The organism is Paenibacillus rhizovicinus (assembly GCF_010365285.1).
Lineage (GTDB): Bacteria > Bacillota > Bacilli > Paenibacillales > Paenibacillaceae > Paenibacillus_Z > Paenibacillus_Z rhizovicinus.
This window is the reverse complement of record NZ_CP048286.1, coordinates 5,251,752-5,267,263: the sequence shown is the minus strand read 5'-3', so window position 1 is coordinate 5,267,263 and position 15,512 is coordinate 5,251,752. Positions and strand designations below refer to the sequence as shown.

The following is a 15,512-nucleotide window of genomic DNA, read 5'->3' as shown; positions in this document are numbered from 1 at the left end:
TGCCTAAAGTTCCACTATTTTTGGATTTCGGTATCCGCCTTGTTCATCTCGGTTCTATATTGCCCAGGGCTCATGGTTTCATATTCCTTGAACAGCTTGTTGAAATATTTCGCGGTCTGGTAGCCGACGCGTTCGGCGATTTCGGCAATGGGCAGGTTCGTCTTCACAAGCATTTCCTTCGCTTTCTGCAGCTTCCTGCGCACGACGTATTCGCTGAAAGTCATCCCGCTCTGCTCTTTGAACAGCGTGCTGAAATAGCTCCCGTTGAGATGGATATGATCCGCCACTTCCTTCAGGCTGACTGCTTCGCCCATATGCTCGTCCACGTATTGCATCGCGCTCTTCACCGGATCGCTTAAGTTCGCTTCGCCGCCGGCAACGGCCATCAGCTGCGGGTCGGCCATCTTCCGCATAAGCCCGATCCGATCGCGTTCTTCTCCCGCCTTGATCGCATCCTCGACGGCCGCGATCAGCTTCTCTCTGCTAACCGGCTTGAGCAAATAATTGACCACGGACAGCTGAATCGCCTGCTGCGCGTATTCGAATTCGGCATGGCCGGAGATCAGGATGACGGAAGGCTGACGCGCCAGCCGCTTGTCTTTCATCTGCGCGACAAGGCTCAGTCCGTTGATTTCCGGCATGCGAATGTCCGTGATCATCAGGTCGACCGCGGTTTCCTCCACGATGGACAGCGCGGTAAATCCGTTATCGGCGGTCAATAATTCGTAAGCCCCGGATGCCCAGGACGCCAGCATCTTCTTCATGCCTTCTCTTGATCTCGGCTCGTCGTCGACGATTAGAATGGTTCGGTTTCTCATATCGTTCTTCCCCCGTTAAGCGGTATTGTAATGCTGACTCGCGTCCCGGCGCCCTTGCGGCTCTGGATCGCGATGCCGGCAGGCGACTTATCGTCATCGCTTGCGAAGTACAGCCGCAGTCTCCGCTGCACGTTCGCGATGCCGACGCCGGAATTTTTGGAAGACGGCACCTTTCCGCTCTCCAAACCGTCGGCGAGCAGCCTGAGCTTCTCTTCGTCCATGCCGGCCCCGTTGTCCTCGACCGTAATGACGATATGATCGCCGGATTGCACGACGGTCAATTCGACGCGTCCCGGCATGACCGTGCTCTCGACGCCATGGAGAATGGCATTCTCCACAAGCGGCTGCAGCAGCAGCTTCGGCAGCTGCACGTCCGCGAATTCGGCAGCGGCATCGATATGCCACGTAAGCCGGTCTTCAAACCGCATTTTCATAATAAGCAAATACCGCTCGACATGCTCCAGCTCGTCCCGCAGGCTGACCCATTCGTCCTTGTTCGGTCCCGTAATGGTGTAGCGGAACAGATCGGACATGGCGACGACGTAAGCGGCCAGCTGATCCTCGTCCTTCTCCAATAACGACCAGTATAACGCATCCAGCGTATTGAACAGAAAATGCGGATGGATTTGCGCCTGCAGCGCCTTCAATTCCGTCCGGCTCTGCGACAGCTCCTTCTCGTACACCAGCTTGATCAGTTCGTTGATGTTGTCGACCATTTGATTGTACGAATAATTCAATTCCTTGATTTCGATCGTGGAAGAAACCGTATCCGTAGGCTTCAGCACGCCGAGGCGGGTGCCTCTCATCGTCTTGATCAGCCTGAATATCGGCCGGGTAATGACCGTAGACAAGAAGAAGGACAGCAGCATGAACAGAATCGTGCCGATGCAGGCAGACACGACGATCGTCGTCCGTACGATGGAGACGCCCTTCGTAATCGTGTCGACCGGCGTCAGGATAAGCAACGTCCATCCGGTTACGGAAGAGCGCTGTTTGACGAGAATGAACGACCGCTTGCCGATCTTGACGGTCTGATCGTCGGACGCCGTCAATCGCGCCGCTTCCGACTGCGAGATCGAGTCGTCGTTCGACGTAATCAATTGGCCGTCCCGCGCCATAAGCAGCATCGTCTCCGCTTCGCTGTCATCGGAAAGCGGATCTTTGAGCGCGAATTTACTGCGGTCCGCGCGAATGAGCAGATAGCCCCCCGTGGAGAAATAACGGTCCACGAGGCTAATTCGGCGTATGGCGAGCAGCGAAACGGGGTTGGACGGATCGATGCCGAACCAGACGATGCTGCCTTCCTCCTCGTTCGCCTGCCGAATCCAATCCTCGCTGACCTTGTCGCCGAGATTCCCTTCATCCAGCGGATACAGCCTGGCGCGGTCTTTGTTATACAGCTCGATCGAATTAATGCCGTCCGTGTACATTTGAACGAGATTGATGATCGGCGGGAGCGCCTGCCGTTCCGCGAACGTGGAGGGCTGTCCGTGCACTTCTTTCAACAACAGCTGCTGCACGTACCCGTTCGTCGACACCAGCGTCGTTAATGAATTGATTTGATCGAGAATGCCCTCCAGTCGTCCGTTGGTCTGAACCGCGGTCTGCTGAATATGCTTCTCGGCATTGTTCTTGAGCAGCGTCGACACCGAATTGAAGGTGATGCCGCCGACGAAGGTTAGAATGACCATCATGACGGCAAGAAATCCGAATAACATTTGATTGCGCAAGGTATTGAGTCTCGATAGCTTCGGCCACACGTTGCGTTACCTTCCTTTCAGCATCTCAGGCTTCGAATACGAATACGTTTGCAGGCCGATTACGTGGAAGCGATTGCGAACCTTCATACAATAACATTTCTATTCATCCAGCGGAATAACCAAGTTGGCCGATCGCGGTCGTGCAGGCAAAACAAATCTTGACAGTGCCATAGAAACGCGTATACATTTGTATACAAATGAATTCGTATACATACGTATACAACCATCGAGGTGAGACGCTATGTGGCTCTTGAAATCCTATTTAAAGCCTTACTGGAAATCCGCTTTATTCGCGCCTTTATTGATGCTGCTCGAGGTCAGCATGGATTTGCTCCAGCCGACGCTGATGGCTCGCATCGTGAATGACGGCATCGGCAAGGGCAATCTCGGCCTTATTCAAAGCACCGGACTCTGGATGGTCATCGTCGCGCTGATCGGCTTAATCGGCGGTGCCGGCTGCACCGTCTACTCCACCATGGCTTCTCAAAATTTCGGCGCGGACCTCAGGAACGGGTTGTTTCAACACGTGCAGAAGCTGTCCGTTCGCCGTCTGGATGAACTGCATGCGGGCTCGTTGATCACCCGGCTGACGAACGACGTGACGCAGGTTCAAACCTTCGTTCAGATGATGCTGCGGATGATCCGCTCCCCGCTACTCGTCATCGGAAGCCTGGTGATGGCGGTCATGATCAGCCTCAAGCTGACGCTTATCCTGGCCGTTGCCGTTCCCGCGCTGTTCCTCGTGCTGTTCGTGTTGATCCGGACTTCCTTCCCGCTCTTCACGAGCGTCCAATCCAAGCTTGACCGGGTAAACACCGTTCTCCAGGAGAATCTATCCGGCATCCGGGTCGTAAAATCCTTCGTGCGCGCCGACTATGAACGCCAGCGCTTCGCCCGCGCGAATCAGGACTTTACCGGCATCGCGATCAAAGCCGGCCGGATCGTCGCGCTCAACATGCCGTTCATGATGCTCATCATGAATGTCAGCACCGTCGCCGTGCTCTGGTACGGCGGCGCGGCGACTTGGAAGGGCAGCCTTCCCGTCGGCGATCTCATCGCTTTCATCAATTACGTTACGCAGCTGCTCTTCTCCATGCTCATGCTGGGAAACATGCTGTCGTTCATCCCCCGTGCCCAGGCGTCGGCCGTCCGGATTCAGGAAGTGCTGGACATGGAGCCTGAGCACGATCAGCCGGAGAACGAGGCACCGCTTGCGGAAGCCGCGCTTCGATCGGGGCAGATTATTTTCGATAACGTCTCCTTTGCCTACGACAACGATCGCAAGGATTATGTGCTGCGGAATATCAGTTTCCGCGCCGAACCCGGCCAGACGGTCGCGATATTAGGCGCCACCGGCGCGGGCAAATCCTCGCTCGTCCATTTGATTCCCCGCTTCTATGACGCGACAGAAGGCAGGGTGATCATCGACGGCTGCGACGTCGGCGATATTCCGCTCGACGCGCTGCGGAACCGGATCGGCATCGTGCTGCAGCAAACGATCCTATTCAGCGGGAAAATCCGGGATAACATCAGCTTCGGCAGACCCGAGGCCACGCTGGAGGAAATCGAGGCTGCCGCCAAAGCCGCAGCTGCGCACGCGTTCATCAGGCTGCTGCCGGACGGCTATGACACGGACCTGAATCAGCGCGGCGTGAACTTATCCGGCGGCCAGAAGCAGCGAATCGCCATTGCCAGAGCGCTGCTGATGCAGCCCGACATCTTGATCCTCGACGACAGCACGAGCGCATTGGATCTCGGAACGGAATCGCGCATCCAGAAGGCGCTCAGAACGATGATGAAACAGAGCACGAACTTGATCATCGCGCAGCGGATCTCGTCGGTCGTGGACGCAGACAAGATTCTCGTTCTGGACCAAGGCATCATCGTGGCCGAAGGCACCCACGAACAGCTGCTTCAGAGCAGCGCGATCTATCAAGATATTTATCGTTCGCAATGGAACGAGGAGGATGTGTCCTATGTCAACGCACGCTAATCGCACGCAGCAAGGTGGCATGAAGCCGCCTTCCTCCCCGATCGGCATCGGCGGTCCCGGCGGTCCCGGCGGTCCCGGTGGCCCAGGCGGTCCCGGCAGGAACATCGCCCCGAAAGTGCGGCCGAAAAACACGTATGCCACGATCAAGCGGCTTTGGAGCTACTTGGGCAGACAACGCACGGGCATGCTGCTTGCCACGCTTCTCACCTTGCTGGGATCCGTCGTCGGCCTGGTCGGTCCCTATCTGATGGGAAAAGCCGTAGACGACTATATTATTCCGCACGACTACGGCGGCCTTGTGCGGTTATGCCTGTTCATGCTTGGCTTCTACGTACTGGGCAATATCGTGTCCTGGGTACAGTCGTACGTGATGACGGGCGTATCCGGCCGGACGGTCCAAGAGCTGCGGCATGACGTATTCGATCGCTATCAGGCACTGCCCCTTCCCTTCTTCGATAGCCGTTCGCACGGCGAGCTGATGAGCCGCGCCACGAACGATATCGAGAATGTGTCCAATTCGTTGAACCAAAGCGTCATTCAAATGCTGACCAGCATCATTACGCTGATCGGCTCGCTCATCATGATGCTGCGGCTGAACTTGGCGTTGACCGGCGTCAGCATGGTATGCATTCCGCTGATGTGGATTGCGACGAAGAAGATCGCGGAGCTGAGCCGCACGAATTTCAAAGGCCAGCAGCAGGCGCTCGGCGCGCTGAACGGATTCATCGAAGAGACGGTAAGCGGCCAGAATACCGTCAAAGCATTTCGCCGGGAAGCAGCGGCCGTTCGGCAATTCCAAGCCATCAATCGGAATTTGAACCAGGCCGGCATCAAGGCCCAAATCGTATCCGGCATGGTCGGACCGGTCATGAACGTGGTGAATAACTTGAGCTTCGCGCTCATCGCCGCAGTCGGCGGGTGGATGGCGCTTCACGACTGGACGACAATCGGCGTTATCGTAAGCTTATTGACGTATTCCAAACAGTTTAACCGCCCCATTAACGAATTGGCCAATCAATACAATATGGTCCAATCGGCGATCGCCGGGGCCGAGCGGGTCTTTGAAGTGTTGGATACGGACACGGAATTCGAGGAACAACGGGATACGCATATTTTGGATGCCGTGAAAGGGGAAGTTGTTTTCAGCGAGGTTACCTTCGGTTATAACCGGGAACGTCCGATTCTTAAGCACGTATCCTTCGCGGCAAAGCCCGGCGACAAAATCGCGCTGGTCGGGCCGACCGGCGCCGGCAAGACGACGATCGTCAATCTGTTGACCCGGTTCTACGACATTGATGCCGGATCGATTACGATCGACGGCGTCGACATTCGCCAGGTCGATAAAAACCATTTGCGCGGCAAGCTCGGCATGGTCCTGCAAGACGCCTACGTGTTCTCGGGCAGCATTCGCGAGAATATCCGATACGGCCGCCTGCAGGCAACGGATGAGGAAATCGAGGCGGCGGCGAAGCTCGCGAATGCGGACAGTTTCATTACGAAGCTTCCGCAAGGCTACGATACGCTGCTCACGTCGGAAGGCAGCAATTTAAGCCATGGCCAGCGGCAGCTGCTTACCATTGCCCGAACCATTCTTGCCGATCCCGCGATACTGATCCTGGACGAAGCGACGAGCAGCATCGATACGAGGACGGAAATGCATATCCTCGATGCCATGCGTACGTTGATGAAAGGCCGCACAAGCTTCGTGATCGCGCATCGCTTGAGCACCATTCAAGACGCCGATCGGATCATCTTCATCCGGGACGGCGAAATCGCGGAACAAGGCACGCATCGCCAGCTGCTCGAAGCCGGCGGCTTGTATTATGAACTGTTTACAAGCCAGTTCCAGCGGGTGGTTTAGGGGGGGTTAACCAAGAAGCTGCGCAGGCGAATGTTCTTCCGATTGCTTAAGGTGATTGGTTTGCGTTTACCGGCGTAGGCCGGGAAATGCAGCATTCACCTACGCTTCTGCAGAATCATTCGACCTGCTCCGCTTTAGGTTAACCCGTATTTTTTAATATAATTAAAGACAGAGAGGCTGCCCCATCGTCATCTAGGATGACTTCTGGGACAGCCCTTTCTTGTTGCATGGCTATTAAGACAACTCCCGACCGAACACTTCGATCTGGCTGAGCGCCGGAAACGGCGAAGGATCATTGGATTTGATCAGATTCTTGAGCGTAACGGATTCGACCTTCCGTGGCGCTATGCTTAGCGCTTGCGGGCGATGGGTCTTGATCAGATCGGCCTTCTCTTGGCTGCCGTCCGAGAATGCGAGCGTCACGTTCTCCCAGTAGTTATCATGCGGGAAGTCCGCGCGAAGCGTCAGCACGACCTTGTCGATGACGACGGTGCGGCCGAAGCTTACCGTGATCTCCGCATCCTCCCGCTGATTGATGCCCCACGATTCATACGGCCATTCCCCGTGCGAATCGTTGACCACGTTCCCGTTAATGGCATTTCGGGCCGCGAACACAGCCTCGCCGCGGGTTTCCACGTTGGCATGCGCATGCGGATAGAGAACCTGATTCTCATGGTGATCATATTCATTGATCGCCAGATTGCGGTAGGCGGATCGTTCTTCCTCCGTGGCCAGCCGCACGCGCAGCACATGCTTCTCGCCCGAAAAGGTTTTGGGCGAATACGAGATACGCTTCTCGCCGAACGGAATCGGGAGCCGGTATTCTTGCCCGCTGAAATAGACAAGTCCAGGATTCATGGCGTCATCCAATTGAATCATCAGATGAACCTTGTCTTCATCGCTCTTGACGACGATGGCATCGCCGGGCGCATAGGCTTGACCGTATACAAGGTTGGCTTGTACGTCATCAGCAGCCGATGCAAGCACGCTGCCGTCTTCATTGTGGATCTCAATCGACAGTTGACTCATTCCCAATCCCCCATGAACTTCAAAATATGCGCATTGCCTGTCCGCGACCAGCTATACCGGCTACACCTTCGCTTGGCGGTAGGCCTCCATGTAGGCTTTCGCTTTGCGCGTAATGTTGTCGAAGTCGCCGCTGGCAACGGCTTCTTTGGTCAAATCGGAACCGATGCCCACGGCGAAGGCCCCTGCCTTGACCCAGTCCTTCAGATTCTCGAGCCCTACGCCGCCGGTCGGCATAATATTTGCTTGCGGCAGCGGTCCCCGCAGCGTCGGAATGATCGATGGCGAATACAGATTGCCCGGAAATAATTTCACGACGTCGACTCCCAGCTCGAGCGCCGCGGTGATTTCCTTCACCGTCATGGCGCCCGGAAGAACCGGTGCTCTGTAGCGATTGCACAGGCGTACCGTAGGCTCGTCGAGGCTCGGGGAAACGACGAATTCCGCCCCTGCCAAGAGCGCGGCTCTCGCCGTCTCGGCATCCAGCACCGTTCCCGCTCCGATGATGGCATAGTTATCCCCGCTAGCGTCGCGGCTCTGATACTTCATGGCGAGCGTGCGAATGGCATCGCATGCGAACGGGACGGTCATCGTAATTTCAATGACAAGGATGCCGCCTTCGATGGCTTTCTCCGCCATGCGGACGACCTCGTCGGGCGAATTGCCCCGCAATACCGCCACGACGCCGGCTTCATGCATGTCCTGCAGTAATTTCAACTTTTTCATACCGCTGTTCCTCCTGGACGATCGATTTGACGCGCCAATAGGGGCGCACTACGCATTCGGATTACTGGCGGACAACGGACAGGAAGCTATCGCGCCATCCAGCCGCCATCCACGCACAGCACATGGCCGTTCATGTAGTTCGAAGCCGCGGAAGCCAAGAATACCGCCGGGCCCTTCAAATCTTCCGGATTGCCCCAGCGTCCCGCCGGAATGCGCTCCAGAATCGCCTGGCTCCGCTTCTCGTCGGCAAGCAGCGGCGCCGTGTTGCGCGTATCGATGTAACCGGGCGCGATCGCGTTGACTTGAATGCCTTTGCTCGCCCATTCGTTCGCCAGCGCTTTCGTGATGCCCGTCACCGCATGCTTGCTCGCCGTGTAACCGGGAACGTTGATGCCGCCTTGGAAGCTGAGCAGCGACGCGATGTTGATGATTTTGCCGCCGCCTCGTTCGATCATGTGATTGCCGGCCAATTGACTTAAGAAGAAGAGCGAGTTGAGGTTAATATCAATAACGTCGTACCAGTCTTTCCTGGCATGCTGGGCTGCCGGCGTGCGGCGAATCGTGCCCGCGTTGTTGACGAGAATATCGATGCTGCCGAAGAAGCCGAGCGCCTCTTGGAACACGTCCTCCAGGCCGTCCGCATTGCTCAGGTCGGCGGAGATTTGCTCGATCGAGCCTCCGAACCCGCGCACGATGGCGACGGTATCGTTGCTGTTCGATGCGGAGACCGCCACGACGGACGCGCCTGCTTCCGCAAGGCCTGCCGCAATGGCTTGGCCGATTCCGCCGGACGTACCGGTGACCAGCGCTGTTTTGCCTGTCAAATCAAAGCTCATTCGTTCCACTCCCTCGTATGATCAGCCGAGCGCCTGCCTGCCGGAAGAACTCGGCCGTTCCGCTCGGCATCCCTGAATCCGTAATAATGGCATCCGCCTGCGCGAGCTTGGCGAACGTGAACAATGCCGCCTGCCCGAATTTGCGATGGTCCGCCACTACGTAAGCCGTTGCCGCCGTCTCCAGCCATGACCGCTTGATGCCGGCAGAATCGCTGGCGTAGATCGTGAAGCCGTACTCCGAATGAACGCCCGTCGTGGACAGGAACGCTTTGGCAATGTTCAACTTGCGATTGAACGCCTCGGCTTCCGGTCCGCTCAGCATGTTGCGCCGCTGATAACCGCCGGGCACGACAAGCCGAATGCGCTCCTTGCGGGCGAGCTCCGCAATAATGTGCACGTCGTTCGTCACGACGGTAAGCGGCAGCTCGGGGAGACGCCTGGCGATCTCGAGCGTCGTCCGCCCGCCATCCAGGGCGATGACTTCGTTCGGCGCGATCAGCGCGATCGCCGCCTCCGCGATCTCCCGCCGTTCGGCCGCTTCCCGGACCGGCGTATCCGCTTGTCGTGCTCCTGCTAATCCTAACGGAGGCGTCTGCGCAAGAACCGCTCCTCCGTGAATGCGCACCAGCATTCCTTTCGCCTCGAGCCTGTCCAAGTCTTCCCGGATCGTCTTCCCCGTCACGAGCAGCTCGCCCGTCAGCTTCGCAACCGTGACTTCCCGTTCCGCCAGCAGCAGGTCCATGATTTTCTCGTATCTTCGTAGTGGATTCATGCGGATTCATCGCTTTCTTGCTTAACGCTCAGCAACGCTTATTTGAGATCGGTCATTTTCACGGCGTCCATGTCTTCGAAAATCTGATTCTCGCCGGCCATGCCCCAGATGAACGTATAGCTGCTCGTGCCGACGCCGCTGTGGATCGACCAGCTCGGCGAAATGACCGCTTGCTCGTTGCGAACGACCATATGGCGCGTCTCTTCGGGCTCGCCCATCAAGTGGAAAACAACGCCGTCTGCCGGCATGTCGAAGTAGAAATACACTTCCGAACGGCGGTTATGTGTATGGCACGGCATCGTATTCCACATGCTTCCAGGCTTAAGCAGCGTCATGCCCATGACGAGCTGGCAGCTTTGGATGCCGCCGGTGTGGATGTAGCGGTAGATCGTGCGTTCGTTGGAATTGGTCTGGCTCCCCAGATGATTCGGGGACGCTTCGCTGATCGCGGCTTTGACCGTCGGATAGGTCTGATGCGCAGGCGTCGAATTGAGGTAATACTTAGCCGGCTGGGAGGCATCGGCACTCGCGAAGCTAACGTCCTTCGCACCGCGTCCGACATAGAGACAGTCCTTGCTCGCCATCTCGTACACTTCGCCATCGACCGTAACCGTACCCGGAGCGCCGACGTTGATAATGCCAATCTCGCGGCGTTCGAGGAAAGTGGCAGCGCCGATTGTCGCCGGATCTGCTTCCAGCTTCACGGGTTCGCTCACCGGAATGACGCCGCCGATGATGAAACGATCCACATGGGAGTAGCTCAGCTCAAGCTTGCCCGGGACGAATAATTGCTCGATCAGAAACTCGTCGCGCAGGCGAGTCGTATCGAAAGCTTTTACTTCATTGGGATGGGAGGCATAACGGATTTCCATGATTTCATTCTCCTTTAGGTTCATTTAAGTTTATTTTATAATTTATAAGTTCATATTAAGTCATTCATGTTCATTTCGCAATCCTATTCCGTACACGACGGACAGCTTTATTCAGGAAGTTCGCAACAAAAAAACCGCCCGAAATAGGCGGTTAGCATACTATAGGAGGTCGGAGTCTAATTAGGCGGTCATCCGCGACAATTGCTCCGCTTTGCCCGAGGTTCGTTGGTACCACACGCCGATCGCAAGGGAGAGCAGGCACACGGCGAGCAGGATCCGATATACGTTTTCGTAAGCCAGGCCGAGCGGGACCTTCTTCTGGACGGCCAGCACCAATCCGAATACCGCAACGGAAACCGACCCGCCGAAAAATTGAATCAGCTGCATCAAGCCCATCCCCGAACCGATCAGTTGCTTGGGCAAGATGCGGGACGTTTCGTTGTTCAACGAAGACAGCGTTGCAGAGAACGAGGGAGAGAAGCATAGATACCCGCACAGAATAACGAGCGGAGAAACCTCGATCGCAAAAGAAAACACCGCCAGCACAACGGCCAGAATACAATGACCGATCAGCAAAAACCGAATATTCCCGTATCGGTCGATCCACTTCCCTACAAACCGGGTTAAGACGGCCGATAATAACGCGCCCGGAGCAATCGTCAGTCCAATGACAATCGCCGATTCTCCGCTCAGGTTGGCCAAGGCCAGCGGCATCAAGAACAGATTGCCCAAATTCAACACCAACACGCAGAATCCGATCGCCGTAAGCTTGCGATAATCTTTCTTCGCGAATAATTCCGGGTTGATGAACGTGATGTTCTTCGCTTTTCTCAGATGCCATACATGCACGTAGAACGAGAGCAGGCTTCCGATGAACCAGAATAAGGAGCGCTGCATGATGGCGACCAGCAGCGTAACGACATTCACGGTCGTTAATAACGCGCCCAGAACATCGAATTTCATCGGCTTCGGTTCTTCTTTCGGCAACAGCCGCATCAATACGGGCAGTACCAGAAGAATGAGGCAGGTCACCGCAAACAATCCGTTAAATCCGAAATACTCGCTGATTACGCCTCCTATGATCGGACCGAAACCGAACGCCATCGCGCTGCCCGTCGAGATCATCGCGATCGCTCTTCCCCGCCGTTCATAAGGGATGTAACGGCTTGCCATCACTAATCCCAGACCAGCCATCGTTCCCGCGCCCGCCGACTGCAAAATCCGCACGGTAAGCAGCTGGTTGAAGCTTTGGGCGAAGATTCCGAATACCGAGGATAAACCGAGAATCGTCAATCCGATCAGCAGCAGCTTCCGCATCGGAATGCTGTCGGACAACCGGCTGTAGATCATCGTCGATAAGGCATAGCCGATGGAGTAGCTGGAAATAATCCAAGACCCCAGGTCCGCCGTAATGTCAAAATCCTTGATGATGCTGGGAATCGATACATTAAACATCGTCGTATTCATAATCACGATAAACACGCCAAACATCCAGATTGGCATGACAACTTTGTCATTCATTGCTATTGTCCTTCTTCCTATCTTCCGGTTCTAGTTGCGCTTGCAGGCGTACTTTAACGTTACTTATGGTAACTTTACTTCACCTTACGTAACTTTACTTAACTTATCGCATTTCGACTCGCATTATGAGCGATTGTATCAAGCACCCGTGCGAATACAGCCAGCTCTTCTTCAGTCAGCCCTTCGACAGCGGCCTCGTGCACCCGAATATCAAGCGGAATCAACCGCTCTGTAAGTTCCTTCCCCGCTGGCGTCAAATAGACTAAAGTAGACCGTTTATCGTTCGGGTTGGCGCTTCTTCTTACGTAGGCCCGCTTCTCCAGCAAATCCAAAATTCGCGTCACGTTACCTTGATCCTTCTCTGCCGCCTGGGCCAAATCTTTCATACTGATTCCTTCTTGTGCATCCAGCCGCTTCAGCAACGACCATTGTTCGCTTGTGATGCCATAGGCGTTAAATTCTTGATTGAACAGGACATTCAACTGTCGCAGCGTCTTCGTAACCATAAAACCGACATGATCATCAAGCTTCATCGGCACCCTCCCAACTATACATGTTATAACATGTATGTTGTGGCATGTAAATGAAGAGGCAGCTGCCAAGCCGTTGCCGAATAAAAAAACAGCGTCCGCATCCATAGCTCAGGCTTGGCGCGAGAGAAACTTATTAGGTAATCGGATAGGTGAATAGTACCGGGATTCGCCGCGCTTACAAGGATGAAAAACCGACCCCGCGCCATGACAGCTCATCGCCTATAAAAAAGAGACCCGCAGCAACGGGCCGCGGGTCTAAGAGATTATATACTAAAGGGGGGTTGCTTATATTATAACTAGGCTACATAAAGACCGGTTAAAGTTCGGGTTGCAATATTATTACAATTTCATTACAAATCAGATATGGACTGCGTCTTCTCGACATCCTTCATGACGCCGCTCGCTAATCTCGCGCCGCAGCCGTAAGCAACGTGAGCGGCTGGCGGCCGGCTACAAGCCGCCCGTCCCGCACATAGCCCTCCTCGCGTCCGGTCAACTCCGTGATGACGCGCCTTCTCCATGCCAGCAGCTTGTCGTTCCATGACTCGATGCCGGCCAAATTCGTCTTCTCTTCCGGATCATGCTTCAAGTCGAACAACTGCTCCTCGCCGGTTTGCGAGAACCAAATATACTTCTCCGAACCATCGGTTGCGAACTGATTCGACAGCGCGCCATAGCTGTGCTCGCCATGAATGTAAGATCTCCATTCCGTCTGCTCGCCTCTGCAGAGCGGCAGCACGCTGCTGCCGTCGACCGCAGCCGGGATCGGCACGCCGGCCAAGTCCAGCAGCGTAGGCATGATGTCCCGCAGCTCGACGACTTCATTGGACTCGCTGCCTTGGCGTAAACCGAGCCGGCCGCCGGGATCGCTTACGATGAACGGCACCTTGGCACTCCCTTCATACGGCAGCGCTTTGCGGAAGTAATGGTGGTCGCCCAGCATTTCCCCATGGTCAGACGCGAACAGAATGACCGTGTTCTCCGATACGCCGTATTCTTGCAGCGCGTTCAACAGCCGGCCGATTTGATCGTCGATATGCGTGATCAGCGCATAATAAGCTGCGCGGGCGCGGTCCAGCCTGCGCCTCGGAAGCTTGCCGAAGATCGCCGTCGGATCGGAGACTCCCTGCTCTGCCGCTTCGCGATCCACCCAGTTTCCGACGGGAGGCTCCGGAAATTCAAGCTCCCTGTACAGATCCAGATACGCCTGCGGCGGATCAAGCGGAGAATGCGGACGAACGAACGAGGTATATAAGAAGAAAGGCTTGCTCGGATCCCTCCGCCGCAAGAAATCGATCGACTGCGTAACCGTCCAATTCGTCGGATGCAGCTCTTCCGCCATATGCCAAGGCCTTGCTACGGTCGAGGCATTGCAATCCAGGCCGTTGTCGGTAATATCCAGCCGCGCGCCCGCGGTCTGTCTCAGCCACGTCAAATAATCGTCGACTTGATCGAAATGGGCATCGACCGTATTGTTAAGCTTCTTGCGGTTATGATGCAAATAGCCGTCATGCAGCACGACATTATGAAAACCGCATAGATGCCGGGCCGGATAAACATGCATCTTGCCGACGCACTGCGTATGATAGCCGGCTGCCGCGAGCTCCCCGGCCATCGTATGCTCGAACTCCCATGGCACGCGGTCTTGATAGCCGACCTTGCCGTGCGAACGCTGGCTCATTCCCGTCAAGAGCGCCGCCCTGGCCGGCACGCATGTCGGCACCGCCGAATAGGCGGACCGAAATAGAACGCCGCCGCGGGCCAGATGGTCCAAATTCGGCGTCTCCACGACGGGATGGCCAAGCACGCCTAAACAGTCCGCGCGCATTTGATCGACCGTAATGAGCAGAATGTTGGGCTTCATTTTAAAATCCGCCTTCCCCGTCAACGAATGGTGGTGTTAGGCTTCCTGCCACAGAAGGCGAAGATTGTCCATCGCGATCCGCGAAGCCGTCTTGCATTCTTCCATGCCTTCGAATTCAACCGTGATGTTGCCGTCGTATCCGGCTGCCTTGATCAGCTTGACGATGCGGCGGATCGGAATTTCGCCATGGCCGACGATCGCGCCGCGCAAATAGTTGCCGTTGCTGCTGCGGAACCAGTCCCCTCCGCCGGGCGGCTCGTCGAACGGCCGGAAGTAGAAATCCTTGAAATGAACCAACGAGGCATAAGGCAGGTTCTTCATGACGCCGATAACCGGATGCTCGTCCACGCACATGAAATTGCCGATGTCGAGCGTCGTCTTGAAATTCGGGCGGTTCACCGCCTGCAGCACGCGCTGCACCCGGTCGCTTGCCTGCACGCTGAAGCCGTGATTCTCGATCGTCGTCGTTATGCCGTACTTCGCCGCATAATCGGCGACGATCCGGCTGCCCTTGACGATGAGCGGCAAGCTCTCCTCGAACCAGGCGATCGTCATCTGCTCCTTCCCGATCGTGAACGCCGTGACGTCATGGCGCATATGCGTCATGCCAAGACGATGAACGAGATCGACATGCGTCCTCATGCGGTCCATCTCCGCTTCGAACGACGCTTCGTCCGGCTGCACGAAATTCGCCGGCATGGAATAATTCGACAACGCGATGCCCGCTTCCTTCGCGCGCTCGCGCACCGCGTCGGCCAATTCCGGATTGTCGACGAGCGTGAAGCCGTACGGCACGATTTCCATATGTTCGCCGCCATTAGCGGCGATCCAGTCCACGGCATCCAGAACCGTCATTTCTCCGGAAGTAAGGGACTTCAATAAACTGTATGTGCTTAAACCGATTTTCATCGCGACTCCGCCTTTCAGCTC

Annotated in this window: 13 protein-coding genes; 2 read left to right on the top strand and 11 right to left on the bottom strand. The window is 55.9% G+C overall.

Going from position 1 to position 15,512, the window contains the following annotated elements; translation table 11 throughout:
• Window positions 1-14: 14 nt before the first annotated feature.
• Both GZH47_RS23595 and GZH47_RS23590 read right to left on the bottom strand, forming a co-directional pair.
• The gene (locus GZH47_RS23595) at window positions 15-818 is read right to left on the bottom strand and encodes a response regulator transcription factor (protein WP_162643482.1); all 804 of its coding nucleotides are present in this window, start codon (window positions 816-818) and stop codon (window positions 15-17) included.
• Window positions 815-2,578, bottom strand: a complete 1,764-nt coding sequence (locus GZH47_RS23590) for a sensor histidine kinase (protein ID WP_162643481.1) — start codon at window positions 2,576-2,578, stop codon at window positions 815-817. Before GZH47_RS23590 ends, GZH47_RS23595 begins: the two co-directional genes overlap by 4 nt.
• A 241-nt stretch (window positions 2,579-2,819) precedes the next feature.
• Here GZH47_RS23590 and GZH47_RS23585 point away from each other — a divergent pair, with 241 nt between their 5' ends.
• Both GZH47_RS23585 and GZH47_RS23580 read left to right on the top strand, forming a co-directional pair.
• The gene (locus GZH47_RS23585) at window positions 2,820-4,571 is read left to right on the top strand and encodes an ABC transporter ATP-binding protein (RefSeq protein WP_162643480.1); all 1,752 of its coding nucleotides are present in this window, start codon (window positions 2,820-2,822) and stop codon (window positions 4,569-4,571) included.
• Window positions 4,555-6,432, top strand: coding sequence for an ABC transporter ATP-binding protein (locus tag GZH47_RS23580; protein WP_225446176.1), 1,878 nt, complete (start codon window positions 4,555-4,557; stop codon window positions 6,430-6,432). The genes GZH47_RS23585 and GZH47_RS23580 overlap by 17 nt, the downstream gene beginning before the upstream one ends.
• Before the next feature lie 234 nt (window positions 6,433-6,666).
• Here the strand turns inward: GZH47_RS23580 and GZH47_RS23575 are convergent, their stop codons facing one another.
• The 9 genes from GZH47_RS23575 to GZH47_RS23535 form a co-directional block, all read right to left on the bottom strand.
• Window positions 6,667-7,461 carry a carbohydrate-binding protein gene (locus tag GZH47_RS23575; protein ID WP_162643479.1) on the bottom strand — a complete coding sequence of 265 codons (795 nt, stop codon included), beginning with the start codon at window positions 7,459-7,461 and terminating at the stop codon, window positions 6,667-6,669.
• Window positions 7,462-7,521: 60 nt separating this feature from the next.
• A complete protein-coding gene (locus GZH47_RS23570) occupies window positions 7,522-8,184 on the bottom strand; it encodes a bifunctional 2-keto-4-hydroxyglutarate aldolase/2-keto-3-deoxy-6-phosphogluconate aldolase (RefSeq protein ID WP_162643478.1) in 663 nt (220 codons plus the stop codon).
• Between the two features lie 86 nt (window positions 8,185-8,270).
• Window positions 8,271-9,020: a 2-dehydro-3-deoxy-D-gluconate 5-dehydrogenase KduD gene (kduD, locus tag GZH47_RS23565; RefSeq protein WP_162643477.1), complete on the bottom strand. Its 750-nt coding sequence runs from the start codon at window positions 9,018-9,020 to the stop codon at window positions 8,271-8,273.
• Window positions 9,010-9,792, bottom strand: coding sequence for a DeoR/GlpR family DNA-binding transcription regulator (locus GZH47_RS23560; RefSeq protein WP_162643476.1), 783 nt, complete (start codon window positions 9,790-9,792; stop codon window positions 9,010-9,012). Before GZH47_RS23560 ends, kduD begins: the two co-directional genes overlap by 11 nt.
• Window positions 9,793-9,830: 38 nt before the next feature.
• Window positions 9,831-10,664 carry a 5-dehydro-4-deoxy-D-glucuronate isomerase gene (gene kduI / locus GZH47_RS23555; protein WP_162643475.1) on the bottom strand — a complete coding sequence of 278 codons (834 nt, stop codon included), beginning with the start codon at window positions 10,662-10,664 and terminating at the stop codon, window positions 9,831-9,833.
• A 180-nt stretch (window positions 10,665-10,844) separates the two neighbouring features.
• Window positions 10,845-12,185 carry an MFS transporter gene (locus GZH47_RS23550; RefSeq protein ID WP_162643474.1) on the bottom strand — a complete coding sequence of 447 codons (1,341 nt, stop codon included), beginning with the start codon at window positions 12,183-12,185 and terminating at the stop codon, window positions 10,845-10,847.
• A gap of 98 nt (window positions 12,186-12,283) precedes the next feature.
• Window positions 12,284-12,718: a MarR family winged helix-turn-helix transcriptional regulator gene (locus tag GZH47_RS23545; protein WP_162643473.1), complete on the bottom strand. Its 435-nt coding sequence runs from the start codon at window positions 12,716-12,718 to the stop codon at window positions 12,284-12,286.
• A gap of 403 nt (window positions 12,719-13,121) precedes the next feature.
• A complete protein-coding gene (locus GZH47_RS23540) occupies window positions 13,122-14,582 on the bottom strand; it encodes an arylsulfatase (protein ID WP_162643472.1) in 1,461 nt (486 codons plus the stop codon).
• Between the two features lie 36 nt (window positions 14,583-14,618).
• Complete coding sequence (locus GZH47_RS23535) at window positions 14,619-15,491, bottom strand: sugar phosphate isomerase/epimerase family protein (protein ID WP_162643471.1); 873 nt, start codon at window positions 15,489-15,491, stop codon at window positions 14,619-14,621.
• Window positions 15,492-15,512: the final 21 nt, after the last annotated feature.

What these genes read in the sequence shown, in the direction of transcription:
- GZH47_RS23535 (WP_162643471.1), bottom strand. Translation starts at nt 15,491, where the DNA reads ATGAAAATCGGTTTAAGCACATACAGTTTATTGAAGTCCCTTACTTCC.
- GZH47_RS23585 (WP_162643480.1), top strand. Translation starts at nt 2,820, where the DNA reads ATGTGGCTCTTGAAATCCTATTTAAAGCCTTACTGGAAATCCGCTTTA.
- GZH47_RS23545 (WP_162643473.1), bottom strand. Translation starts at nt 12,718, where the DNA reads ATGAAGCTTGATGATCATGTCGGTTTTATGGTTACGAAGACGCTGCGA.
- GZH47_RS23570 (WP_162643478.1), bottom strand. Translation starts at nt 8,184, where the DNA reads ATGAAAAAGTTGAAATTACTGCAGGACATGCATGAAGCCGGCGTCGTG.
- GZH47_RS23540 (WP_162643472.1), bottom strand. Translation starts at nt 14,582, where the DNA reads ATGAAGCCCAACATTCTGCTCATTACGGTCGATCAAATGCGCGCGGAC.
- GZH47_RS23550 (WP_162643474.1), bottom strand. Translation starts at nt 12,185, where the DNA reads ATGAATGACAAAGTTGTCATGCCAATCTGGATGTTTGGCGTGTTTATC.
- kduI (WP_162643475.1), bottom strand. Translation starts at nt 10,664, where the DNA reads ATGGAAATCCGTTATGCCTCCCATCCCAATGAAGTAAAAGCTTTCGAT.
- kduD (WP_162643477.1), bottom strand. Translation starts at nt 9,020, where the DNA reads ATGAGCTTTGATTTGACAGGCAAAACAGCGCTGGTCACCGGTACGTCC.
- GZH47_RS23580 (WP_225446176.1), top strand. Translation starts at nt 4,555, where the DNA reads ATGTCAACGCACGCTAATCGCACGCAGCAAGGTGGCATGAAGCCGCCT.
- GZH47_RS23560 (WP_162643476.1), bottom strand. Translation starts at nt 9,792, where the DNA reads ATGAATCCACTACGAAGATACGAGAAAATCATGGACCTGCTGCTGGCG.
- GZH47_RS23575 (WP_162643479.1), bottom strand. Translation starts at nt 7,461, where the DNA reads ATGAGTCAACTGTCGATTGAGATCCACAATGAAGACGGCAGCGTGCTT.
- GZH47_RS23595 (WP_162643482.1), bottom strand. Translation starts at nt 818, where the DNA reads ATGAGAAACCGAACCATTCTAATCGTCGACGACGAGCCGAGATCAAGA.